General features: G+C 53.0%; 23 protein-coding genes. 9 read left to right on the top strand and 14 right to left on the bottom strand.

Annotation, left to right across the window (positions count from 1 at the left end; all coding sequences use genetic code 11):
* Positions 1–5 precede the first annotated feature (5 nt).
* Positions 6–977, top strand: coding sequence for a protein translocase subunit SecF (gene secF, locus ACLBVC_RS03125; protein ID WP_195813965.1), 972 nt, complete (start codon positions 6–8; stop codon positions 975–977).
* Positions 978–1058: 81 nt separating this feature from the next.
* Here secF and ACLBVC_RS03120 read toward each other — a convergent pair whose 3' ends face one another.
* Positions 1059–1634 (bottom strand): SadB/YajI family lipoprotein, encoded by a 576-nt coding sequence (locus ACLBVC_RS03120; RefSeq protein ID WP_410147986.1) that lies wholly within the window; start codon positions 1632–1634, stop codon positions 1059–1061.
* A 161-nt stretch (positions 1635–1795) separates the two neighbouring features.
* Here ACLBVC_RS03120 and nrdR point away from each other — a divergent pair, with 161 nt between their 5' ends.
* The 6 genes from nrdR to pgpA all read left to right on the top strand — a co-directional run bounded on the left by nrdR (position 1796) and on the right by pgpA (position 6150).
* A complete protein-coding gene (gene nrdR, locus ACLBVC_RS03115; RefSeq protein WP_104923087.1) occupies positions 1796–2245 on the top strand; it encodes a transcriptional regulator NrdR in 450 nt (149 codons plus the stop codon).
* Between the two features lie 9 nt (positions 2246–2254).
* Positions 2255–3403, top strand: coding sequence for a bifunctional diaminohydroxyphosphoribosylaminopyrimidine deaminase/5-amino-6-(5-phosphoribosylamino)uracil reductase RibD (ribD, locus tag ACLBVC_RS03110; protein WP_410147985.1), 1149 nt, complete (start codon positions 2255–2257; stop codon positions 3401–3403).
* Positions 3404–3541: 138 nt separating this feature from the next.
* On the top strand, positions 3542–4012 hold the full coding sequence (gene ribH / locus ACLBVC_RS03105) for a 6,7-dimethyl-8-ribityllumazine synthase (protein WP_101075472.1): 471 nt from the start codon (positions 3542–3544) through the stop codon (positions 4010–4012).
* A gap of 20 nt (positions 4013–4032) precedes the next feature.
* Positions 4033–4446, top strand: coding sequence for a transcription antitermination factor NusB (gene nusB, locus ACLBVC_RS03100; protein WP_101075473.1), 414 nt, complete (start codon positions 4033–4035; stop codon positions 4444–4446).
* Positions 4447–4612: 166 nt separating this feature from the next.
* Entirely contained in the window at positions 4613–5599 is a 987-nt protein-coding gene (gene thiL, locus ACLBVC_RS03095) for a thiamine-phosphate kinase (RefSeq protein ID WP_410147983.1), read from the top strand.
* A 62-nt stretch (positions 5600–5661) separates the two neighbouring features.
* Entirely contained in the window at positions 5662–6150 is a 489-nt protein-coding gene (gene pgpA / locus ACLBVC_RS03090) for a phosphatidylglycerophosphatase A (RefSeq protein ID WP_410148096.1), read from the top strand.
* An 81-nt stretch (positions 6151–6231) separates the two neighbouring features.
* Here pgpA and ACLBVC_RS03085 read toward each other — a convergent pair whose 3' ends face one another.
* From ACLBVC_RS03085 to xseB, 4 genes are all read right to left on the bottom strand, one after another.
* Positions 6232–7206 (bottom strand): aldo/keto reductase, encoded by a 975-nt coding sequence (locus ACLBVC_RS03085; RefSeq protein WP_410147981.1) that lies wholly within the window; start codon positions 7204–7206, stop codon positions 6232–6234.
* 151 nt (positions 7207–7357) lie between these two features.
* Complete coding sequence (gene dxs, locus ACLBVC_RS03080; protein ID WP_195814321.1) at positions 7358–9220, bottom strand: 1-deoxy-D-xylulose-5-phosphate synthase; 1863 nt, start codon at positions 9218–9220, stop codon at positions 7358–7360.
* 18 nt (positions 9221–9238) lie between these two features.
* Positions 9239–10168 carry a (2E,6E)-farnesyl diphosphate synthase gene (gene ispA / locus ACLBVC_RS03075; RefSeq protein WP_195814320.1) on the bottom strand — a complete coding sequence of 310 codons (930 nt, stop codon included), beginning with the start codon at positions 10166–10168 and terminating at the stop codon, positions 9239–9241.
* Between the two features lie 6 nt (positions 10169–10174).
* Positions 10175–10417 (bottom strand): exodeoxyribonuclease VII small subunit, encoded by a 243-nt coding sequence (gene xseB, locus ACLBVC_RS03070; RefSeq protein WP_013576657.1) that lies wholly within the window; start codon positions 10415–10417, stop codon positions 10175–10177.
* Between the two features lie 275 nt (positions 10418–10692).
* Here xseB and thiI point away from each other — a divergent pair, with 275 nt between their 5' ends.
* A complete protein-coding gene (gene thiI / locus ACLBVC_RS03065; protein ID WP_410147980.1) occupies positions 10693–12141 on the top strand; it encodes a tRNA uracil 4-sulfurtransferase ThiI in 1449 nt (482 codons plus the stop codon).
* Positions 12142–12242: 101 nt separating this feature from the next.
* Here thiI and yajL read toward each other — a convergent pair whose 3' ends face one another.
* From yajL to ACLBVC_RS03050, 3 genes are read right to left on the bottom strand one after another with little or no spacing between them, the layout of a single operon-like run.
* On the bottom strand, positions 12243–12833 hold the full coding sequence (gene yajL / locus ACLBVC_RS03060; RefSeq protein WP_410147979.1) for a protein deglycase YajL: 591 nt from the start codon (positions 12831–12833) through the stop codon (positions 12243–12245).
* Positions 12796–13707, bottom strand: coding sequence for a 2-dehydropantoate 2-reductase (gene panE, locus ACLBVC_RS03055; protein WP_410147977.1), 912 nt, complete (start codon positions 13705–13707; stop codon positions 12796–12798). The genes yajL and panE overlap by 38 nt, the downstream gene beginning before the upstream one ends.
* Positions 13704–13919, bottom strand: coding sequence for a hypothetical protein (locus ACLBVC_RS03050; RefSeq protein WP_410147976.1), 216 nt, complete (start codon positions 13917–13919; stop codon positions 13704–13706). The genes panE and ACLBVC_RS03050 overlap by 4 nt, the downstream gene beginning before the upstream one ends.
* A gap of 48 nt (positions 13920–13967) precedes the next feature.
* Between ACLBVC_RS03050 and ACLBVC_RS03045 the strand changes: the two genes are divergently transcribed.
* Positions 13968–14459, top strand: a complete 492-nt coding sequence (locus ACLBVC_RS03045) for a YajQ family cyclic di-GMP-binding protein (protein WP_101075481.1) — start codon at positions 13968–13970, stop codon at positions 14457–14459.
* Positions 14460–14627: 168 nt separating this feature from the next.
* On the opposite strand, the gene ACLBVC_RS03040 is transcribed toward ACLBVC_RS03045, so the two are convergent.
* From ACLBVC_RS03040 to cyoB, 6 genes are all read right to left on the bottom strand, one after another.
* Complete coding sequence (locus ACLBVC_RS03040) at positions 14628–15926, bottom strand: Gfo/Idh/MocA family protein (protein WP_410147974.1); 1299 nt, start codon at positions 15924–15926, stop codon at positions 14628–14630.
* A 166-nt stretch (positions 15927–16092) separates the two neighbouring features.
* Positions 16093–17457, bottom strand: a complete 1365-nt coding sequence (locus ACLBVC_RS03035) for an MFS transporter (RefSeq protein WP_410147973.1) — start codon at positions 17455–17457, stop codon at positions 16093–16095.
* 174 nt (positions 17458–17631) lie between these two features.
* Entirely contained in the window at positions 17632–18516 is an 885-nt protein-coding gene (gene cyoE, locus ACLBVC_RS03030; RefSeq protein ID WP_410147972.1) for a heme o synthase, read from the bottom strand.
* An 18-nt stretch (positions 18517–18534) separates the two neighbouring features.
* Positions 18535–18867 (bottom strand): cytochrome o ubiquinol oxidase subunit IV, encoded by a 333-nt coding sequence (locus tag ACLBVC_RS03025; protein WP_410147970.1) that lies wholly within the window; start codon positions 18865–18867, stop codon positions 18535–18537.
* Positions 18867–19481: a cytochrome o ubiquinol oxidase subunit III gene (locus ACLBVC_RS03020; RefSeq protein ID WP_195814313.1), complete on the bottom strand. Its 615-nt coding sequence runs from the start codon at positions 19479–19481 to the stop codon at positions 18867–18869. Before ACLBVC_RS03020 ends, ACLBVC_RS03025 begins: the two co-directional genes overlap by 1 nt.
* Entirely contained in the window at positions 19471–21462 is a 1992-nt protein-coding gene (gene cyoB / locus ACLBVC_RS03015) for a cytochrome o ubiquinol oxidase subunit I (RefSeq protein ID WP_410147969.1), read from the bottom strand. Before cyoB ends, ACLBVC_RS03020 begins: the two co-directional genes overlap by 11 nt.
* Between the last annotated feature and the right edge of the window lies 1 nt (position 21463).

Genomic DNA, 21463 nt, shown 5'->3' with positions numbered 1-21463 from the left:
GCGTTGTGGCACAGGAATATACTGTTGAACAATTAAACCACGGCCGTAAAGTCTATGACTTTATGCGCTGGGATTACTGGGCTTTCGGTATCTCCGGTTTCCTGTTGATCCTTTCTATCGCCATTATTGGTGTGAAAGGTTTCAACTGGGGTCTGGATTTCACCGGCGGTACGGTCATTGAAATCTCGCTGGAAAAACCTGCGGATTTGGACGTGATGCGCGCTGCGCTTGAGAAATCAGGCTTTGCCGATCCGCTGGTACAGAACTTTGGTAGCAGCCGTGACATCATGGTACGTATGCCACCGGCTCAGGGTGAAACAGGCGGCCAGGTTCTGGGTACCAAAGTTCTTAGCGTGATTAACGAAACAACCAGCCAGAATGCTCAGGTGAAACGTATCGAGTTTGTCGGGCCGAGCGTGGGGGCAGATCTGGCGCAGAATGGTGCTATGGCACTGTTAGTGGCGCTGATCGCTATCCTGATTTACGTTGGTTTCCGCTTCGAGTGGCGTCTTGCCGCAGGTGTTGTTATCGCGCTTGCTCACGACGTTGTGATCACCATGGGTGTACTCTCGTTGTTCCATATCGAAGTTGACCTGACCATCGTCGCTTCACTGATGTCGGTTATCGGTTACTCGCTTAACGACAGCATCGTGGTATCGGACCGTATTCGTGAGAACTTCCGTAAGATCCGTCGCGGGACACCTTACGAAATCTTTAACGTGTCGCTGACCCAGACGCTGCATCGTACATTGATCACATCCGGTACCACGTTAGTCGTGATCCTGATGTTGTATCTGTTTGGCGGTGCATTGCTCAGTGGTTTCTCACTGACCATGTTGATTGGTGTTTCAATTGGTACGGCTTCATCAATCTACGTTGCGTCCGCGCTGGCTCTGAAACTGGGCATGAAGCGTGAACATATGTTGCAGCAGAAAGTGGAAAAAGAAGGTGCAGATCAGCCTTCGATTCTGCCGTAATCTGCCGGTAGCGTAGAAAGTCAAAACCCCGCAATGCGGGGTTTTTTTATGTCTGCTTTTCTTAAACTGAAAGTCTGGTTTTTACTTCGCCGTAACGGATTCTGCGGCCTGAGCGGGTTTCTGTGTGGCGACAATATTATGCAGATGAACGAAGCCTAGCGTTTCGACCGTCACCTGATCGAATTTCAACTCTATCGTTTTCACCGGCCTTGGTAATAAATCCGGTTCAACCGTGATGGTCTGCGTTTGCATATCTACAGTCAGCGGCTTACCGGTCACCGGATCCAGCTGGCCCCAGTTCAGTGTGGCGGTAAATGCAGGCAGCGGCTGGCCAGCATTATTTTTAATCTCTAATACGGCCTGAACGCCGCTGGCATCGGGTGCGACGCGGGTCAGTGCAAGGCTCAGTTCGCCAATTTCACTCTTCACCAGTGCAGCGCTTTTCGCCGCAGGAAGCAAATAGACCCCGTTAGTGGACTGGCGGTTCAGCGTAGTTTGCTGTTCCAGTGCTGTCGCCAGATCGGTCAGGCGGGAGAGCTTTTGGTTCAGCTGGCCTACTTCGGCTTTCAGTTCCGGTAATTTGGGATCTTGCTGCGCGCAGCCCGACAGGCTGAACAGTACGGCACAGGCCAGTAAGAGGCGGGGAGGTTTTGTCATATCAGAGACTTCCTTTCATCTGCCCGTTGAAACATTCGATCCGGGCATCAATATAAGATGAGTAAGTTTAACCTGATGTCTATGAAAGTAGCGACAGCCTTTGTTGTCGGCACACTTCGGGGTAAACTGGTGTCCAATTATGCCCGCTGTCAGGAAGTGCTATGCATTGCCCATTTTGTGCCGCTGTTGATACTAAAGTCATCGATTCCCGCCTGGTAGGTGATGGATCTCAGGTCCGCCGACGCCGCCAGTGTCTGGACTGCCATGAACGCTTCACGACTTTTGAAGTGGCGGAACTGGTAATGCCGCGCGTCATTAAAAGCAATGAAGTTCGTGAACCTTTCAACGAAGACAAGCTTCGCAGCGGCTTTCTGAAAGCGCTGGAAAAAAGACCGGTCAGCTCCGACGACGTCGAAACTGCCATCAGCCACATTAAATCGCAGCTACGGGCTACCGGTGAACGTGAAATTCCTGCCAAAATGATTGGCAATCTGGTGATGGATGCCCTGAAAGGGCTGGATAAAGTCGCCTACATCCGCTTCGCATCGGTTTATCGCAGCTTTGAAGATATCCGTGAATTTGGCGAAGAGATTGCCCGTCTTCAGGACTAAGGAAAGTAAATGCTCCCCGAACAGCCTGCCGGAACATCGTCTGACGAATTACACCGTGATGAACGTTTTATGGCGCGTGCTTTTGAGCTGGCGCGTCGCGGACGTTTCACCACCACACCTAATCCGAACGTCGGCTGCGTGATTGTCCTTAATGGCGAAATCGTCGGTGAAGGCTATCATTTGCGTGCCGGTGAACCGCATGCGGAAGTTCATGCATTACGCATGGCCGGTGAGAAAGCCCGGGGCGCGACCGCTTATGTCACGCTCGAGCCGTGCAGCCATCACGGACGCACACCGCCTTGTGCAGATGCATTGCTGGCCGCAGGCGTTGCCCGCGTTGTCGCGGCGATGCAGGATCCCAATCCGGAAGTTGCGGGCCGGGGATTATATCGTCTCAGACAAAATGGCGTTGAGGTCAGCCACGGGCTGATGCATTCGCAGGCGGAAGTCGTGAATCTCGGCTTCCTCAAACGTATGCGTACCGGTTTTCCTTACGTGCAGCTCAAAATGGGCGCATCGGTGGACGGCAGAACCGCAATGGCCTCGGGCGAAAGCCAGTGGATCACTTCCGCTGCGGCGCGCGCCGATGTTCAGCGTTTTCGCGCAGAAAGCTCGGCTATCCTGAGCACCAGCGCGACGGTGCTGGCAGACAATCCGTCGCTGACCGTACGCTGGGATGAACTGGGCAGCGATGTGCAGGCGGTTTATCCGCAGGAAAATCTGCGTCAGCCGCTGCGCATTATTCTCGACAGCCAGAATCGCGTCACGCCACAGCATCAGCTGGTGAATTTACCCGGCAACGTGTTGCTGGCGCGTCTGGAGACTGACACACAAATCTGGCCCGAATCCGTTGAACAATGGCGCGTGGCCGGACGCGATAATCGTATTGATCTGGTTCTGCTGATGATGCAACTGGCAAAACGCCAGGTAAATTCCATCTGGGTAGAAGCGGGTGCGCAACTGGCGGGCGCCTTATTACAGGCTGGTCTGGTTGATGAATTAATCGTTTATATGGCACCGAAGCTATTAGGTAATAATGGCCGCGCGCTGTGTGAACTGCCTGGCTTAACGCATCTGGCCGATGCTCCTGAATTCGCTTTCAGCGATATCAGGCAAATTGGCCCGGATTTACGTTTGCGCCTGAAGCCGGTGTACTAAACAACACGTACTGAGAATTTTACGCCTCTCTGTCTGAATGGGTTTGAAAAGCGCATGTCCAGACAGGGTAATTTTATGATAGAATCCGCCCCCCTGCGGCGGGGGTTAGAAACTCCTGAACCCACTTTAAGGAAAACTATGAACGTTATCGAAGGTGCTGTAGCCACGCCGAACGCGCGCGTAGCGATCGCGATTGCTCGTTTTAATAATTTCATCAACGACAGCCTGCTGTCAGGTGCTGTTGATGCGTTGAAACGTATCGGTCAGGTCAGCGATGACAACATCACCGTAGTCTGGGTCCCTGGCGCATACGAATTGCCTCTGGCAACCCGTGCACTGGCTGAAAGCGGTAAGTACGACGCCGTTGTTGCGCTCGGAACTGTGATCCGCGGGGGCACTGCCCACTTTGAATTCGTAGCGGGCGAATGCAGCTCTGGCCTGTCCAGCGTTGCAATGAACAGCGAAATCCCGGTTGCCTTTGGTGTGCTGACGACAGAAAGCATCGAACAAGCCATCGAACGCGCAGGGACAAAAGCCGGTAACAAGGGTGCAGAAGCTGCACTGACCGCGCTTGAAATGATCAATGTTATCAAGGCTATTAAGGCCTGAATCTTGTTAAGGGGAAATCCGTGAAACCTGCTGCTCGTCGCCGCGCCCGTGAATGTGCCGTCCAGGCGCTTTACTCCTGGCAGTTGTCGAAAAATGACATCGCCGATGTTGAATTAGAATTCCTGACCGAGCAGGATGTCAAAGACGTAGACATTGCCTATTTCCGCGAACTGCTGTCTGGTGTGGCAAACAGTGCAGAGAAACTCGATGCATTGATGGCGCCATACCTGTCCCGCCAGTTGGATGAATTGGGCCAGGTGGAAAGAGCGATTTTGCGTCTGGCTCTGTTTGAGCTGAGCAAACGCCAGGACGTCCCTTACAAAGTGGCGATTAACGAAGCTATCGAACTGGCTAAAACCTTCGGTGCTGAAGACAGTCACAAGTTTGTCAACGGTGTGCTGGACAAAGCGGGCCCGCACATTCGTAAAAAATGATCGTCAGCCAGCGTCAGTGGTATTCACAAATGGCGACAGTCATTTTCGGTGCAATACTGACTCTGTTGATAATCTGGTGATGTCACCTCGCTTATCCTCTGTGTGACACCCCTTTTTAAGGCCGGGCTTCCGGCCTTAAGTCATTCTAACGATTTGGAATTGTGCTATGGCATGCGGCGAATTTGATGTAATCACTCGCTACTTCAACAGGTTCAGAACCGCCCGACAGGATGTTCAGTTAGGCATTGGTGATGATTGTGCCTTACTGACGGTGGGCGAGAAGCAACTTTTAGCAGTCAGTACCGATACTCTTGTCGAAGGCATCCATTTTCTCAAAACGATTTCACCGGCGGATCTCGGCTACAAAGCGCTGGCCGTTAACCTCAGCGATCTGGCTGCAATGGGCGCCGATCCTGCGTGGGTTTCGCTGGCGCTGACGCTTCCTGAAGTGAACCCTGACTGGTTGCAGGCCTTCAGTGACAGCCTTTTCGACCAGCTCAATTATTACGGTATGCAGCTGATTGGCGGTGACACTACCCGCGGTCCGCTGAGCATGACGTTGACCATTCAGGGGCTGGTTCCCGTCGGTCGCGCATTAACACGCGGCGGCGCAGGCGTCGGAGACTGGATCTTCGTCACCGGCACGTTGGGCGACAGCGCAGCGGGTCTGGCGATCCTTCTCGAAGAGCTGAATGTCAGTGATATCCAAACCCGCGATTTTCTGCTGAAACGCCATCTTCGTCCGTCCCCACGCGTTTTGCAGGGGCAAGGCTTGCGCGATTTAGCGACCTCAGCGATCGACCTGTCTGACGGGTTGATTTCTGATCTTAAACATATACTTAAAGCCAGTGATTGTGGTGCGCGCCTCGATCTCGATGCGATCCCGTTCTCCGATGCCATGAAGTCAGTCGCTGATCCTGAACAGGCATTGAAATGGGCGCTGACGGGCGGTGAAGATTACGAGCTGTGCTTTACCGTACCGGAAATCAACCGTGGCGCGCTGGATGTTGCGCTCAGCCATCTGGGCGTTGATTTTACCTGTGTCGGGCAAATTGCTCCGCTTTCTGAAGGCCTCAAATTTATGCGTTCCGGGGCCGCCGTTAAGCTTGAATGGCAGGGGTTCGATCATTTTGCCGGTAAGGAGTTGTTGTGAATATAAGCCGTAAAAAACGCCCGGCAGGGTACAAAGGAAAAACCGGTGATCCGGTGCAGGACATGGCGGCTGCGAAAAAGCGTCTGAACCTGCGCAATCCGTGGCATTTACTGGCAACAGGTTTCGGCAGTGGTTTATTTCCTGTCGGACCGGGCACCGCCGGTTCGATTGCGGCAATTCCGTTTTGGATCGTGATGACTTACCTGCCGTGGCAGGTGTATTCCATGATCGTTATGTTCAGCATCTGCATCGGTGTGTATCTGTGCCGCCAGACGGCGCGTGATATGCGGGTTCATGACCACGGCAGTATTGTGTGGGATGAATTCGTCGGGATGTGGATCACCCTGATGGCAATCCCCGTGAATGACTGGCGCTGGGTGCTGATCGGATTTCTCGTTTTCCGCGTGCTGGATATCTGGAAACCGTGGCCAATCCGCTGGTTTGATCGCAATGTACAGGGCGGAATGGGGATCATGATCGATGATGTGGTCGCCGGTGTTCTGGCTGCCGCGATTATCTATATGGTGGGGCATCACTGGCCGTTATTCTGAGCTGATACGCTATGATGTAAAAGGCGCTGCCGGTTTCCCGCAGCGCCTTTTTACGTTTCAACCACTTATCAGCGGCTGAGATTATTTAAAACCGGTGGCCTCGTGCGGCACATACGCCATTTCCAGCTCTGCAATTTCTTCTGCTGACAACGTAATGTCCAGCGCGCCAATAGCATCCGTCAGATGCGCAGGGCGGGATGCGCCGATAATCGGTGCTGTCACAACTTGTTTGCTGAGGATCCACGCCAGCGCAATTTGCGCTCGCGGCACGCCGTGATCTTTTGCAATTTTTCCTACTCGTTCAGCGATTTTACCGTCCGCTTCGTCCGTCGCGTCGTACAGCGTTTTGGCAAAATTATCCGACACAGAACGCGCGGTGGTTTCGCCCCAGGGACGGGTGAGTTTACCGCGAGCCAGCGGGCTCCAGGGCAGAACCGCAATCCCTTTTTCCAGACACAACGGGTACATTTCGTTTTCTTCTTCGCGCTGGATCAAGTTGTACTGGTCCTGCATCGAGACAAAACCCGCCCAGCCATTTTGCGCGGAGACATCCAGCGCCTGCTTAAACTGATGGGCGTGCATGGAAGATGCGCCGATAAAACGTGCCTTACCGGCTTTGACGACGTCATTCAGCGCTTCCAGCGTTTCTTCGATAGGCGTCTCGTAATCCCAGCGGTGGATTTGCAGTAAATCGACATATTCCATGCCGAGACGATGCAGGCTGTCATCGATAGACTGCAGGATTGATGCGCGGGAAAGCCCCGGTTTCAGGCCGGTGACGGCGTTGTAAACCTTGGTCGCCACAACAATCTCATCACGCTTTGCAAAGTCCTTCAGTGCGCGGCCGACGATTTCTTCGCTGCTGCCGTCAGAATAGCTGTTGGCGGTATCAAAGAAATTTATTCCCGCCTCAAGCGCCTGTTTGATGATAGGGCGGCTGCTTTCTTCGGGCAGTGTCCATGCGTGGGTTCCGCGATCTGGTTCACCGAACGTCATACAGCCAAGGCACAGGCGTGAGACGTTCAGGCCGGTTTTCCCGAGAATAGTGTATTGCATGACATCTCCTGGTCAGGATGAATTGAAGTCAGAAAATCGTGAAAATGATTAGCACGCTATAACTGTAGCTTACTGAACGGCAGGATTGGGTGACGGTGGAAAAAGTTAGAAAGGAAAATCCCCTCTTTCAGGCCGAAAGAGGGGAAAAGGATCAGGCCAGCCAGTCGGTGATCTGACGGTCGATGCCTTCGGCGTCCAGCCCCAGATCGTGACGGATTTCGTCCTGTGTGCCTTGCGGAACAAAGCTGTCCGCCAGGCCGATATTAAGCACTGGCACCAGAATGCGTTTGGACATCAGCAGTTCATTTACGCCGCTGCCCGCACCGCCCATAATGGCGTTTTCTTCCAGCGTCACCAGTACTTCATGGCTGGCCGCCAGTTCCTGAATCAGGGCTTCGTCCAGCGGTTTGACAAAACGCATATCCACGACGGTGGCATTACGCTTTTCAGCTGCTGCCAGCGCGTCCGGCAGTAAAGTACCGAAGTTCAGGATGGCCACTTTCTCGCCTTCACGGCGCACAACGCCTTTGCCAATTGGCAGCGACGCCAGCGGTTCGCAGGTGGCGCCCGTGCCGTTACCACGCGGATAACGCACTGCTACCGGGCCGCTGTTATGGTGATAACCGGTATGCAGCATCTGGCGACATTCGTTTTCATCGCTTGGCGTCATGATGGTCATGTTCGGAATGCAGCGCAGGAAGGACAAGTCGAAAGCGCCCTGATGCGTCTGGCCATCGGCCCCGACGATGCCGCCACGGTCAATGGCGAACAGCACCGGCAGATTCTGGATGGCCACATCGTGGATCACCTGATCGTACGCGCGTTGCAGGAACGTCGAGTAAATCGCGACAATCGGCTTGTAGCCGCCAATAGCCAGACCGGCGGCAAACGTCACCGCGTGCTGTTCAGCAATCGCAACGTCGAAATACTGCTGCGGATATTCACGCGAGAAGCGCACCATGCCGGAGCCTTCGCGCATCGCAGGCGTAACTGCCATCAGTTTGCTGTCTTTGGCCGCTGTTTCGCACAGCCAGTCGCCAAAGATTTTGGAGTAGGTTGGCAGGCCTTCTTTGCTTTTTGGCAACGTGCCTGAAGCCGGATCGAATTTCGGCACGGCGTGGAAACTGATCGGATCCTTTTCCGCCGGCGCGTAGCCTTTGCCTTTTTTGGTCATGATGTGCAGCAATTGCGGGCCTTTCAGCTCGCGCATGTTTTTCAGCGTTTGCGCCAGCGCCACCACATCGTGTCCGTCAACCGGGCCAATATAGTTAAAGCCCAGCTCTTCAAACAGCGTACCCGGCACCATCATGCCTTTCAGATGTTCTTCAGTACGACGTACCAGCTCTTTAATCGGCGGCAGGCCGGACAGAACTTTTTTACCGCCTTCACGCAGACGCGAATACAGCTTTCCGGACAGCAACTGCGCCAGATGATTGTTCAACGCCCCGACGTTTTCGGAAATCGACATCTCGTTATCATTGAGGATAACCAGCATGTCCGGTTTGATATCGCCCGCGTGGTTCATGGCCTCGAAAGCCATCCCGGCAGTGATTGCGCCATCGCCAATCACGCAAACGGTGCGGCGGCCTTTGCCTTCACGCTCGGCGGCAACGGCCATGCCCAGACCGGCACTGATGGACGTCGAGGAGTGACCCACGGACAACGTGTCGTATTCGCTTTCGCCGCGCCACGGGAACGGATGCAGCCCGCCTTTCTGGCGGATGGTGGAAATGCGTTCGCGGCGGCCGGTCAGAATCTTGTGCGGATAGGCCTGATGGCCCACATCCCAGACCACATGGTCGAAGGGCGTGTTGTAGACATAATGCATGGCGACGGTCAGTTCTACCGTTCCCAAACCGGACGCAAAGTGTCCGCTGGACTGGCTGACGCTGGCCAATAAATATTGACGCAGTTCGTCACAGAGCTTGGGTAAGCTCTCTTTTGGGAGTGAGCGGAGATCTTCTGGATTCTCCGCCAGCGCCAGTGTCGGGTATTTGGCTAATTCAAGACTCATCAGTTGCTCATAGTAAGTTTAATTATCGCGTTCAATGATAAAGCTGGCTAACGCGAGAAGTGGCGCTGTGTTGTAAGAAAGTGCAGCCAGCTGATCCAGTGCGGAAACGGCTTCCTGATACAGATCCATCGCTTTGGCTTTTGCGCCATCCAGGCCCAGCAGGGCCGGGTAAGTACTTTTACCGAGTTGTTGATCCGCGCCCTGACGTTTGCCCAGGGTGGCGGTATCGCCAATCACATCCAGAATATCGTCCTGAACCTGAAACGCTAAACCAATCGCCTGTGCGTAATTATCGAGGATGGGCAACACGGCGCGTCCGGATTCACCGGCAGCCAGTGCGCCCATGCGCACGGCGGCGCGAATCAGCGCACCAGTTTTGTGACGGTGGATTTTTTCCAGCGCTTCAAGATTAACCTGCTGACCTTCGGCGGCCAAATCTAAAGCCTGACCGCCGCACATGCCGCTGGCTCCACTGGCGCTGGCCAGTTCGGAAATCATCGACAGGCGATCTTTCACGGCCACGTCCGGCATATCGCCATCGGCGAGAATCGAAAATGCCAGTGTCTGCAGTGCGTCACCGGCAAGAATGGCATTGGCTTCGCCGAATTTAATGTGGCAGGTCGGCTGACCACGGCGCAAATCGTCGTCGTCCATCGCAGGCAAATCATCGTGGATCAGGGAATATGCATGAACGCATTCTACCGCCGCCGCAGGTGCATCCAGATTTTTCAAATCGAGGCTGAACAGCTGACCGCTGGCATACACCAGATACGGGCGCAGACGTTTTCCGCCCAGCAGCGAGCCGTAGCGCATCGCGTCTACCAGCGGTAAATCCGCAAGAGGTTGCGCGCTGACGTAGGCCGTCAAAACGCCATCGACACGCTTTTGCATGGCACGAAGTTCGCCAGTAAAGCTGTCAGAAGAAGATAAGGAGATCGCTTCAGACATGACCAGTTACTCTGCTTCCGGGGTGAAAGGGGTCAGCGGGGCATCATTATCACTGTCGAGCAGGATCTGAACACGCTGCTCTGCCTGCTGCAGTTTTTGCTGCCCCTGACGTGCCAGCTGGACGCCTTGTTCAAATTCGTTCAGCGCATCTTCCAGAGGCAACTCGCCAGATTCAAGGCGGGAAACGATCTGTTCCAGTTCGGCCAGGGCCGTTTCAAAATTGGCAGGTGGTGCAGATTTTTTTGGCATAATTCTCTTTTGATATCGTTGATCAGAATTGATGATCAGAGGCCTGAGCCGCAGAGCTGGTTTTCAGCCTCGAGAGACATTCCTGTTCAGCATGACATCTGCTGTTGGGTTTTGTGCACAGAGTACGCATTTTAAGTGATATACTCTGCGCCGCAGATATTATTGCTAAGCCTAATGTGACACATAACATACATCTGGCTTAGCAATAATAGGATCCTAGATCCTTATTCAGCGACTTACTACCCCGTTTTTTCACCCGCTAACAAAAGACTGCCATGAAGTTTATCATTAAATTGTTCCCTGAAATCACCATCAAGAGCCAATCTGTGCGTTTGCGCTTCATTAAGATCCTCTCAAGCAGCATTCGCAACGTGGTGCGACCGCATGATGAGACGCTGGCAGTAGTCCGCCACTGGGATCATATCGAAGTTCGCAGCAAAGACGAAAGCAAACACGACCTGATTCAGGAATTACTCTGCCGTATTCCGGGTATCCGTTATGTCGAAGAAGTGGAAGACCGTCCTTACACGGATCTTCACCATATTTTCGAACAAACCCTGGAAGCGTATCGTGCTGAAGTGGAAGGAAAAACGTTCTGCGTGCGTGTTAAGCGTCGCGGTAAACATGATTTTTCTTCGACCGAAGCAGAACGTTACATCGGTGGCGGTCTTAACCAGCATATCGAATCGGCAAAAGTTAGCCTGACCGCGCCACAGGTGACGGTGAAACTGGAAATCAACGACGACAAACTGGTGCTGGTGAAAAGCCGTCTCGAAGGTCAGGGCGGTTATCCGATCGGCACGCAGGAAGACGTGATGTCGTTGATTTCCGGCGGTTTCGACTCCGGTGTGTCCAGTTATATGTTGATGCGTCGCGGCTGTCGTGTGCATTATTGCTTCTTCAATCTGGGCGGCGCGGCGCATGAAATTGGCGTGAAACAGGTAGCACATTATCTGTGGAACCGTTTTGGCAGCTCACACCGCGTGCGTTTCATCTCTGTCGATTTCGAACCGGTTGTGGGCGAGATCCTCGAGAAAGTGGAAGACGGTCAGATGGGCGTGGTGCTCAAACGTATGATGGTGCGCGCCGCTTCTTCTATTGCTGAACGTTATGGCGTGCAGGCGCTGGTGACCGGCGAAGCGCTGGGCCAGGTGTCCAGCCAGACGCTGACCAACTTACGCCTGATCGACAACGTGTCTGACACGCTGATCCTGCGTCCGCTGATTTCTCATGATAAAGAGCACATTATCAAGATTGCCCGTGAAATCGGCACGGAAGATTTTGCGAAAACTATGCCGGAATATTGTGGCGTGATTTCCAAAAGCCCGACGGTGAAAGCCGTGAAAGCGAAAATCGAAGCCGAAGAAGCGATGTTCGATTTCAGCGTGCTGGATAAAGTGGTCAGCGAAGCGCGAAATGTCGATATTCGCGAAATTGCAGCGCAAGCCGCAGAAGTCGTGCTGGAAGTTGAAACGGTCGCTGAATTTACGTCAACTGATATCGTGCTGGATGTTCGTGCGCCGGATGAAGTCGACGCGCAGCCGCTGACACTGGAAAACGTTGAGGTTAAACCTCTGGCGTTCTACAAACTAGCGACTCAGTTTGGCGACCTCGACCAGACTAAAACCTATTTGTTGTATTGCGATCGTGGCGTGATGAGCCGTTTACAGGCGCTATACCTGAAAGAGCAGGGCTTTAACAACGTCAAAGTTTATCGCCCCTAGTTCTATGCTCTGATACAAAAATTCGCTCTGATAAAAAAAGGGGTTCAGCATCGCTGAGCCCCTTTTGCTTTGCGGCATCCGGATTAGGATTCGCGCGCGCTTTAATCGGTGAAGTTATAAATACCCGGCGCCAGTACCAGTTGTGCGGCAATTTCAGCGGCTTTGGTTTTGCCCAGAAGCAGGTCAATAATTTTAAGCGCGAACTCCATGGACGTTCCCGGCCCCTGGCTGGTGAGCAGGTTTACACGCGGATCGAAAATTACCCGGCGGTCGGACCATTTGTTCGGATCGATTTTGTCTTTCAGGCCCGGAAAACCGGTCATGTTCCCGACAGGGAATAAATCGTGATATTCCAGCACCAGCGCGGGTGCGGCGCAGATGGCCGCCACGATTTTACCGCTCACGCGCATCTGACGGACTTTCTCCACCAGCAGCGGGCTTTCGCTGAAACAGGTCGCGCCGCCAAGGCCACCGGGCAAAACAACAACGTCATGGTCGTCATCGGCGACATCCACCAGCGCGGCGTCTGCCAGGATACGCACGCCGCGTGAGCAGCGGATTTCCAGATTGCCATCCCCCGCAACGCTGGCGGTTGTGACATTGATGCCGGCGCGAACCAGCAAATCAATCACGGTGACGGCTTCAATTTCCTCGCTACCAGGTGCCAGGCAGACCAGAACCGATGCGCTCATAGTCGTTTTCCTTTCTTTTAATTTGTTCAAATAGTCGGGTGTTGACCGGCAGATTAAGTCCGTATTTGCGTCCGCGACGCAGCAGGTAACCGGTGATGTAATCAATTTCAGTGTGACGCTGATTGCGGATGTCCTGCAACATGGAAGAGTGATTGGCGGCGGTAGAATCAATCACCTGATAAACAAAACTCAGCAGCGATTCGCTGTGAATTTCCACGCCTTCAATCGCCATGACCTGCGCGACTTCCTGACAGATTTGTTCAATCTGGTCGGCATACGCCAGCAAATCCCCGTTGGTACAATCGTAGGTGGCAGTCAGGGGATTAATCACACAGTTCACCGCCAGTTTATTCCACAACGACGGTTTAATGTTGTCGTGCCAAGCGACGTCCGGCAACGCGTGGTGCAGCACATCTGCCAGAGAACTCAGCGCCGCAGCGCGCGGCGAAACGGGCCCGATATGCGTGGCACCGGTGGCAACGTGGAGAATGGCGTTGTCTTCATGGCGCGCCGCGTGCGTGGTTGCGCCCTGCAAAATCGCCAGCCGGTTAGGCGGTAATTCATCGACGGTTCCCATGCCGTTGTGCAGCAATAATATCGCGCAATTATCGTTAAGTATCGGCATCAGCGCGCTGACGGCTCCGGAAACCTGCCAGGCTTTCAGGGTCACGAGCAGTAATTCACTTTGCGCCAGATGCTCAGGATCGTTGGTGGGCAGGTTACGGTTAAAGGCGATGCCTTCGGGAGAAATCACGTTGACGGCACAAAATGGCTGCGGAATACGTATCCAGCCCTGAACGTCGTGGCCTTGCTGATAAAGTGCTGAAAGCCAAAGTTGCCCCAGCGCACCACAACCAAGAACTGTTATTTTCATTGTGCCTCCCGGGGAATGTGGCGAAAACCGCCGTTAAAGCCGGTTGTAGAAAGAATATTCTGCTGTCCGGTTATCTTATTAGTATAGACATTCGTGCTGTACATCACATTTTCACCTGCACTTTTTGACCATCGCGACATTGTGTGGCTGGTTTTTTGTTGCCGTTTGGCATCGACGGTTGAAGGCGGTATTATGCACGCCATCATCGACATTATGCTCGCCATAAAACGTGCAATACAAAACTACAGGGAGAAGCGATTATGCCGTCTTTTGACATTGTTTCCGAAATCGACATGCAGGAAGTGCGCAATGCCGTGGAAAATGCCAGCCGTGAACTGCAAACCCGCTGGGATTTCCGTAACATTCCTGCCAGCTTCGATCTCAACGAAAAGAACGAGAGCGTTAAAGTCGCCAGCGAATCTGATTTTCAGGTGAATCAGCTGGTGGATATTCTGCGTGAAAAGCTGGCCAAGCGTGGCATTGAAGGCGGCGCACTGGAAATTCCTGAGCAGATGGAGCACAGCGGCAAAACCTACAGCCTCGAAGCCAAACTGCATTCCGGAATTGAATCTGCGCTGGCGAAGAAAATCGTCAAGCTGATCAAAGACAGTAAGATTAAGGTGCAGGCGCAGGTTCAGGGCGATGAAGTCCGTGTCACCGGTAAAGCCCGCGATGACTTGCAGGCCGTCATGGCGCTGATTCGCAACGGGGATCTCGGCCAGCCGTTCCAGTTCAAAAACTTTCGCGACTAGTAGCCGTCGCACTTCGCACTGTGGATGCGTTGGCTTCTCTCAGGGATCCGAATCACTTACCGGTGTAAGCTCATCGGATCCCTTCGGTTGCCGCCTTTCCACAACACGAATTGCTTGGCTATTTATGATTCCGACAGGGACGCTTATCGCGTCCCTTTTTTGTGGGTGTTATTTCTTCTGACACAGGCGTTTAACCAGTTCGAAGTCTTTGAAGTAAACCGGCCGGTCAGTTTGCATTGATAGGTTTCCGGCGATCCCGGTGAGGATCGACATAGCGCCTGCACGGTGATCGGCGGCGCGTTTTAACGGATCATCTGTGCGTTCGCCGAAGAGATCTTCCAGCATCGCATTATCACCGCCGCCGTGACCGCCTTCGCCCAGCTGGAACTGCGCCTGCCACGGTTTCGCAAACAACGGATAAACCGTGATTTCGGCTTTTTCTATACTGCCTTCGTTCTCCCTTTTACCACCCGCGTTCACGTAGGACATCTCGACAATTTTCATCTCGATACGGCCTTTCGACCCGTTGAACACCACGTTCAGGCCTTCCCAAGGCAGATAAGCGTTCAGCGAATAGGTCAGCTGCACTTTGTTCTGGTATTTGACCAGCACCGACAGCGTATCTTCAATACTGATGCCATCGCTGAAAACGCTCTGATCGCGGAAATAGTTATCTTCATGTTCAGCATTGAGGTACAGCGCTTTGAGCTGCGGGTTGCCTGCCATATGCAGTGCGAAAGGATCATTCTGCGCCTGTTTGTAGCCGTGGGCGCGCGGATAGAAATCTTTTACGCCGCGCTTCTCGGCATTTTCCTTGCCGTAAAAACGCAAATCGCCCTGCGCATAAACTTTCTCCGGCGTGCTGTTAAGCCAGAAATTCATCAGGTCAAAGTGGTGCGTGGATTTATGTACCAGCAGACCGCCGGAATTACGTTTCTCGCGATGCCAGCGGCGGAAGTAGTCGGCGCCGTGTTCGGTATTGAGCAGCCATTCGAAATGAACAGAAAGGACTTCACCGATGGTTTCCTGCTGGAGCAGTTCGCGGATTTTGCTGTGATGGGGCGCGTAGCGGTAATTGAACGCGACACGAACCTGATAACCGGTAGCGTCGACGGCATCAAGAATTCGTAGTGCCCGGTTTTCATCGATGGTCATCGGTTTTTCGGTAATGACGTCACAACCGGCGTGCAGGGCGCGGACAATGTAGTCGTCATGCGTGCGATCCATGCTGGTGACAATGACGATATCCGGTTTAGTTTCGTCGAGCATCGTATTGAAATCAGAAGCTTTCCAGGTGGAGACCCGGGCAATACCGCTTTGCTCCAGTTGCTGATTCGCATAATCCATACGCGTCTGGTTGGTGTCACAGAAAGCGACAAATTTCGCATTGTGGCGATATTTGCCGGTAATCGCCTCAATGTATAAACCCGAGCGTCCGCCGGTACCGACTAAAGCATACGTTTTCATAGGATCCTCAAAAGGCCATAGGGCCGTCATCACTGACAAAATTTTTGTTAAGGAATTCCTGAGGATAACGATTGGGGAAATTTTTTAAGTGAGGGGTATCACAGCGGTGGGCATAAAAATGAAAAGGTGTGCCATTTTCATGAGCACACCTTCTTTGTCACCTACATCACGCAAGGCTGACCAGTTGTTCGAGTGCCTTACGGTTGGTCTTTTTGGTATCAACTTTTACGTAAGCGCTGAACTCTTCCGGAACCACCACGGCTTCTGCCACACCCGGCTGAGCCAGTATGCGCGCCTGAAGGGCCGAATCTTTCACCGCCAGTTCAGACAGCGTAATACGCAGGCTGCTGACATACGGTGGCTCGCTCATTGTGGCGCTCACGAACAGCCAGACAACGGCAATCGCTGCGCACACCATGAAGACCGCACCGGCACCGGCGTGACCGAAAACATATCCGCCCAGACTCCCGCCGATCGCCACACCAATAAACTGGCTGGTGGAATACAGGCCCATCGCGGTGCCTTTGTATCCTGCCGGAGATTCTTTGCTGATTAGCGACGGCAGAATGGCTTCCATCACGTTAAACGCCAGGAAGAACAACTGGATACCGGCAATCACAGCCCACAAATGCAGACCGGCGGCCCACAGCACAATTTCAGCCAGCAACAGCACCACCACGCAACCCATGAAAACCTGCTTCATGTGGCGCTTTTTCTCGGCGTAGATAATGACCGGAATAACGGCAACGAAAGACGTCAGCATGGTGATCAGGTAAACGCGCCAGTGTTCGCTTGGCGGGAAACCAGCGTGTTCCATCACTTGCGGTAACACCACAAAACTCGACATCAGCAGGATATGCAGACACAGAATGCCGAAATTGAGTTTCAGCAGTTTGGCGTTGCCCAGCACCTTGCCGAAGCTGCCTTTCACCATACTCGATTCACGGTTCAGAATATGCGTGGCAGGGGAGGGGACCACGGCAAGCGTAATAATGATGCCCAAAATAGTCAGCGCAGCAATCGCCCAGAACAGCGCGTGTAAGCCCCACGCATGCGTAATAATCGGGCCGAGAACCATCGCAATCGCAAAAGTAATCCCGAAGCTAATGCCGATAAACGCCATCGCTTTGGTGCGGTTCTGTTCACGCGTCAGATCAGACAGTAAAGCCATGACGGCGGCGGCAATCGCGCCGGAACCTTGCAGGGCGCGGCCAATGATCACGCCCCAGATGGATTCGGTGGAGGCGGCAACAATGCTGCCAATACAAAAGATGACCAGACCAAAAACGATCAGTGGTTTGCGGCCAACGCGATCAGAAAGCAGCCCGAACGGGATCTGGAAAACGGCTTGTGCCAGCCCGTAGATACCGATGGCGATACCGATCAGTGTTTCGCTGGCGCCGGAGAGCTTCATGCCATAGGTGGTTAAGACCGGCAGGACCATGAACATGCCAAGCATGCGTAAAGAAAATACTGTCCCTAGCCCCCATGTCGCCCGACTTTCCTGCGGGGTCATCTGGTTATCGTTCACATTACTACCTCAAAATAACAATCCGGCTATTGTAGTGCTTTTAGCCAGTTTGGGTAAAACGATGGATCTTTAGCAGATATTACGGGTTTTGCCTGACCGGCTCACCAAAAGAAAAGGCCAGTATCGCTACTGACCTTTTAATGTGATTTCAGCGGGTTAAGCTTCCGGCTTGTATTACCAAACGTAGGTCAGTAATGATGCCGGTGTAGAGTTAAAATCTACAGACATCATGAAGCTGAGCGACATGATCGTGATGATGGAGAAACCAAACAATTTTCTCGCCCAGACCACGTCGTTTTCCGTTTTATAACCTCTCAGTGCCATGCCCAGCCACCAGATACTAACCGCCGCCGCCACAATCAGGTATTTATACCCTGCGTAGCCGCTCAGCGTGAGCATCAGCGTTGCAATCATAAACGCCAGAATGTAGACGGTAATATGATGCTTGGCGACAGAGATACCTTTCACCACCGGCAGAACCGGGATGCCTGCTGCCTGATAATCCTTGAAGCGGAAGATGGCAATCGCGTACGAATGCGGCATCTGCCACAGGCTGAAAATCAGAAGCAGGATCAGCGCACCGGTATCAAACTGGCCGGAAACAGCACAGTAACCAATCACCGGTGGCGCTGCGCCAGACAAGCTGCCGATCAGCGTGCCGTAAACCGAGTTGCGCTTCATGTACAGGCTGTAAACGCCGACATAAATCACAAAGCCCATAACCGCCAACCACATGGCCAGCGGATTAGCTCCGATATACAACAACGCAAAGCCCGCAATACCCAGAATGGTCGCGTAAACCAGGGTTGTTTTCGGCGGAATAAGCCCTTTCACCAGGACCCGGTTCTTCGTTCTTTCCATGATCCGGTCGATGTCGCGGTCGATGAAGTTGTTAAATACACAACCCGATGCGACGACCAGCGATACACCCACCAGTGTGGCGAGAAAAAGTGGGAAGTCGATGCTGCCTTTGGCAGCAAGGAGGAATCCCCCGATGACAGAAATTAAGTTGCCGAAAATAATTCCTGGTTTCGTTACTTGCAGGTATTGCTTAATCATCACGTGCAGCTCGGCTCTTTAACTGACTATCATATTGAGGTTGAGGTTATACATAATCCACAATGAGCCCACAACGACGATAAAGATAATCACAGCGGTGAACAGAAGCGCCACCAGGTTCCAGCGCTCTTCCGACGACGTATTCATGTGCAGGAAGAACACCAGATGGACAACGATCTGGATAATAGCGGATGCAACCACTGTACCCAGGATCAGTGAATGTGATGCTGTGTCAGTCATGACCATAGCAAACGGGATCACCGTCAGGATAACCGACAGGATGAAGCCAATTGCATATGACTTCAGGCTGCCGTGGCTTGCACCACCATGGGAAGTAGCAGAATGACTCATTACATCGCTCCCATCAGATAAACAACGGTAAACACGCAGATCCACACCACGTCCAGGAAGTGCCAGAACAAGCTCAGGCACATCAGGCGGGTTTTGTTAACGTCTGTCAGGCCGCGACGTGCAACCTGAACCATCATGGTCAGGATCCAAATCAGACCACAGGTCACGTGCAGACCGTGGGTGGCGACCAGGGCAAAGAAGCCGGACAGGAAACCGCTGCGCTGCGGGCCAAAGCCTTCAGCAATCAGGTGATGGAATTCATAGAGTTCCATCCCGATGAAGCCCAAACCGAACAGGAAAGTCAGGAACAACCAGCCGTTAACGCCTGCTTTGTTACCCTTATTCATGGCCAGCATTGCAAAGCCGTAAGTAATACTACTGAACAACAGGCAGAAGGTTTCTACCAGCACGAACGGCAGTTCAAAAATGTCTTTACCAGAGGGACCGCCAGCGGTCCCGTTTACCAGTACTGCATACGTTGCGAACAGGCTCGCAAACAGGATGCAGTCACTCATCAGGTAGATCCAGAAGCCGAAGACTTTGGTTGCACCTGCGTCGTGGTGCCCATGCTCAGCATGGGCCTCATCGTGGTGAGTCAGAGTATCAGTTGCCATGTTTCACACCTGCTTTACGGATTTGTTCATAATGTTGGTTCTCAATACGTTCCACTTCTTCAACTGGCACGTAGTAATCAACATCTTCGTCGAAGCTTTTCGCAATCCAGGTCGCAGCCAGCGCAACGAAACTCACTGCCGCCAACCACCAGATATCCCAGATTAATGCGAAACCACAAACCAGACTCAGCATAGCGATGATGAAACCGGCGCCGCTGTTACGTGGCATATGAATCGGTTCATATTTAGCAGGCTGTTTGTAAGCGGTGCCTTTCTCTTTCATGTCCCAGAACTCATCGCGGTCGTGAATTTGCGGCACGATAGCGAAGTTGTAGAACGGAGGAGGAGAAGAGGTTGCCCACTCCAGAGTACGTGCACCCCACGGGTCACCGGTCAGGTCACGGTTCTGGTCACGGTCGCGAACAGAAACGAAGATCATGATCAGCTGGCACAGGATACCGATAGCAATCAGGGCAGCACCGCACGCAGCAACAACCAGCAGCGGGTGGAACTCAGGATCGATATTCTGGCTGACGCGACGGGTCATACCCATGAAGCCCAGTGCATACAGTGGCATGAACGCAACGAAGAAACCGATGATCCAGAACCAGAATGAACGCACACCCCATTTTTCGTTCAGCGTGAAGCCGAAGGATTTAGGGAACCAGTAAGTCAGGCCTGCGAAGCAACCGAAGACCACACCACCGATGATAACGTTATGGAAGTGGGCAATCAGGAACAGACTGTTGTGCAGCACGAAGTCAGCACCCGGAACCGCCAACAGAACGCCGGTCATACCACCCACAGAGAAGGTGATGATGAAGCCAACGGTCCACAGCATTGCGGCGTTGAGTGTGATACGGCCCTGATACATGGTGAACAGCCAGTTGAAGATTTTTACCCCGGTCGGGATAGAAATGATCATCGTCATGATGCCGAAGAATGCATTGACGTTAGCGCCTGAACCCATGGTGAAGAAGTGGTGCAGCCAAACGATGAACGACAACACAGTGATGGCGATGGTTGCCCATACCAGCGAGGTGTAACCGAACAGACGTTTTTTGGAGAAGGTTGCGGTAACTTCCGAGAACACACCAAAGACTGGCAGAACCAAAATGTACACTTCCGGATGGCCCCAGGCCCAAATCAGGTTGATGTACATCATCATGTTGCCGCCCATATCATTCGTGAAGAAATGGGTGCCCAGATAACGGTCTAAAGTCAGCAGTGCAACAGTCACGGTCAGAATCGGGAAGGACACGATAATCAACACGTTGGTGCACAGTGCGGCCCAGGTAAATACCGGCATTTTCATCAGCGGCATACCAGGAGCGCGCATCTTCAGGATGGTCGCAAAGAAGTTAACACCGGTCAACAAGGTCCCGACACCGGATATCTGGAGGCTCCAGATCCAGTAATCGACCCCGACTCCCGGACTGTATTCCTTACCTGACAGCGGCGGATAGGCCAACCAGCCGGTCTGCGCGAACTCACCCACACCCAGAGAGATGTTGATCAGAACCACAGCAGCAGCGGTGAACCAGAAGCTGACGTTGTTCAGGAACGGGAATGCCACGTCGCGTGCGCCGATTTGCAAAGGAACCACGACGTTCATCAGACCAATTACGAAAGGCATCGCCATGAAGAAGATCATGATCACGCCGTGCGCTGTAAAGATTTGGTCGTAGTGATGAGGCGGCAGGAAGCCAGGTTCACCCGCAGAAGCAAGCACCTGCTGGCTACGCATCATGATGGCATCGGCAAAGCCACGCAACAGCATGACGAAAGCCAGAATGATGTACATGATACCTAATTTTTTGTGGTCGACGGAGGTCAGCCACTCGGTCCACAGATATTTCCATTTGCCGAAATAGGTGATGCCGGCAACTACTGCCAGGCCACCAATAATAATCGCGGCAACGGTGACCATGATAATCGGTTCATGATACGGAACCGAATCAAGCGTTAATTTTCCGAACATC

The organism is Rahnella selenatireducens, assembly GCF_046449555.1.
GTDB lineage: Bacteria > Pseudomonadota > Gammaproteobacteria > Enterobacterales > Enterobacteriaceae > Rahnella > Rahnella selenatireducens.
This window is presented reverse-complemented; position numbering and strand designations above follow the sequence as displayed.

Bases quoted from the DNA above. Each gene is read 5' to 3' on its own strand.
- ACLBVC_RS03120 (WP_410147986.1), bottom strand. From the start codon at position 1,634: ATGACAAAACCTCCCCGCCTCTTACTGGCCTGTGCCGTACTGTTCAGC.
- nrdR (WP_104923087.1), top strand. From the start codon at position 1,796: ATGCATTGCCCATTTTGTGCCGCTGTTGATACTAAAGTCATCGATTCC.
- ribD (WP_410147985.1), top strand. From the start codon at position 2,255: ATGCTCCCCGAACAGCCTGCCGGAACATCGTCTGACGAATTACACCGT.
- ribH (WP_101075472.1), top strand. From the start codon at position 3,542: ATGAACGTTATCGAAGGTGCTGTAGCCACGCCGAACGCGCGCGTAGCG.
- thiL (WP_410147983.1), top strand. From the start codon at position 4,613: ATGGCATGCGGCGAATTTGATGTAATCACTCGCTACTTCAACAGGTTC.
- pgpA (WP_410148096.1), top strand. From the start codon at position 5,662: ATGGCGGCTGCGAAAAAGCGTCTGAACCTGCGCAATCCGTGGCATTTA.
- ACLBVC_RS03085 (WP_410147981.1), bottom strand. From the start codon at position 7,206: ATGCAATACACTATTCTCGGGAAAACCGGCCTGAACGTCTCACGCCTG.
- dxs (WP_195814321.1), bottom strand. From the start codon at position 9,220: ATGAGTCTTGAATTAGCCAAATACCCGACACTGGCGCTGGCGGAGAAT.
- ispA (WP_195814320.1), bottom strand. From the start codon at position 10,168: ATGTCTGAAGCGATCTCCTTATCTTCTTCTGACAGCTTTACTGGCGAA.
- xseB (WP_013576657.1), bottom strand. From the start codon at position 10,417: ATGCCAAAAAAATCTGCACCACCTGCCAATTTTGAAACGGCCCTGGCC.
- thiI (WP_410147980.1), top strand. From the start codon at position 10,693: ATGAAGTTTATCATTAAATTGTTCCCTGAAATCACCATCAAGAGCCAA.
- yajL (WP_410147979.1), bottom strand. From the start codon at position 12,833: ATGAGCGCATCGGTTCTGGTCTGCCTGGCACCTGGTAGCGAGGAAATT.
- panE (WP_410147977.1), bottom strand. From the start codon at position 13,707: ATGAAAATAACAGTTCTTGGTTGTGGTGCGCTGGGGCAACTTTGGCTT.
- ACLBVC_RS03050 (WP_410147976.1), bottom strand. From the start codon at position 13,919: ATGTCGATGATGGCGTGCATAATACCGCCTTCAACCGTCGATGCCAAA.
- ACLBVC_RS03045 (WP_101075481.1), top strand. From the start codon at position 13,968: ATGCCGTCTTTTGACATTGTTTCCGAAATCGACATGCAGGAAGTGCGC.
- ACLBVC_RS03040 (WP_410147974.1), bottom strand. From the start codon at position 15,926: ATGAAAACGTATGCTTTAGTCGGTACCGGCGGACGCTCGGGTTTATAC.
- cyoE (WP_410147972.1), bottom strand. From the start codon at position 18,516: ATGATTAAGCAATACCTGCAAGTAACGAAACCAGGAATTATTTTCGGC.
- ACLBVC_RS03025 (WP_410147970.1), bottom strand. From the start codon at position 18,867: ATGAGTCATTCTGCTACTTCCCATGGTGGTGCAAGCCACGGCAGCCTG.
- ACLBVC_RS03020 (WP_195814313.1), bottom strand. From the start codon at position 19,481: ATGGCAACTGATACTCTGACTCACCACGATGAGGCCCATGCTGAGCAT.
- cyoB (WP_410147969.1), bottom strand. From the start codon at position 21,462: ATGTTCGGAAAATTAACGCTTGATTCGGTTCCGTATCATGAACCGATT.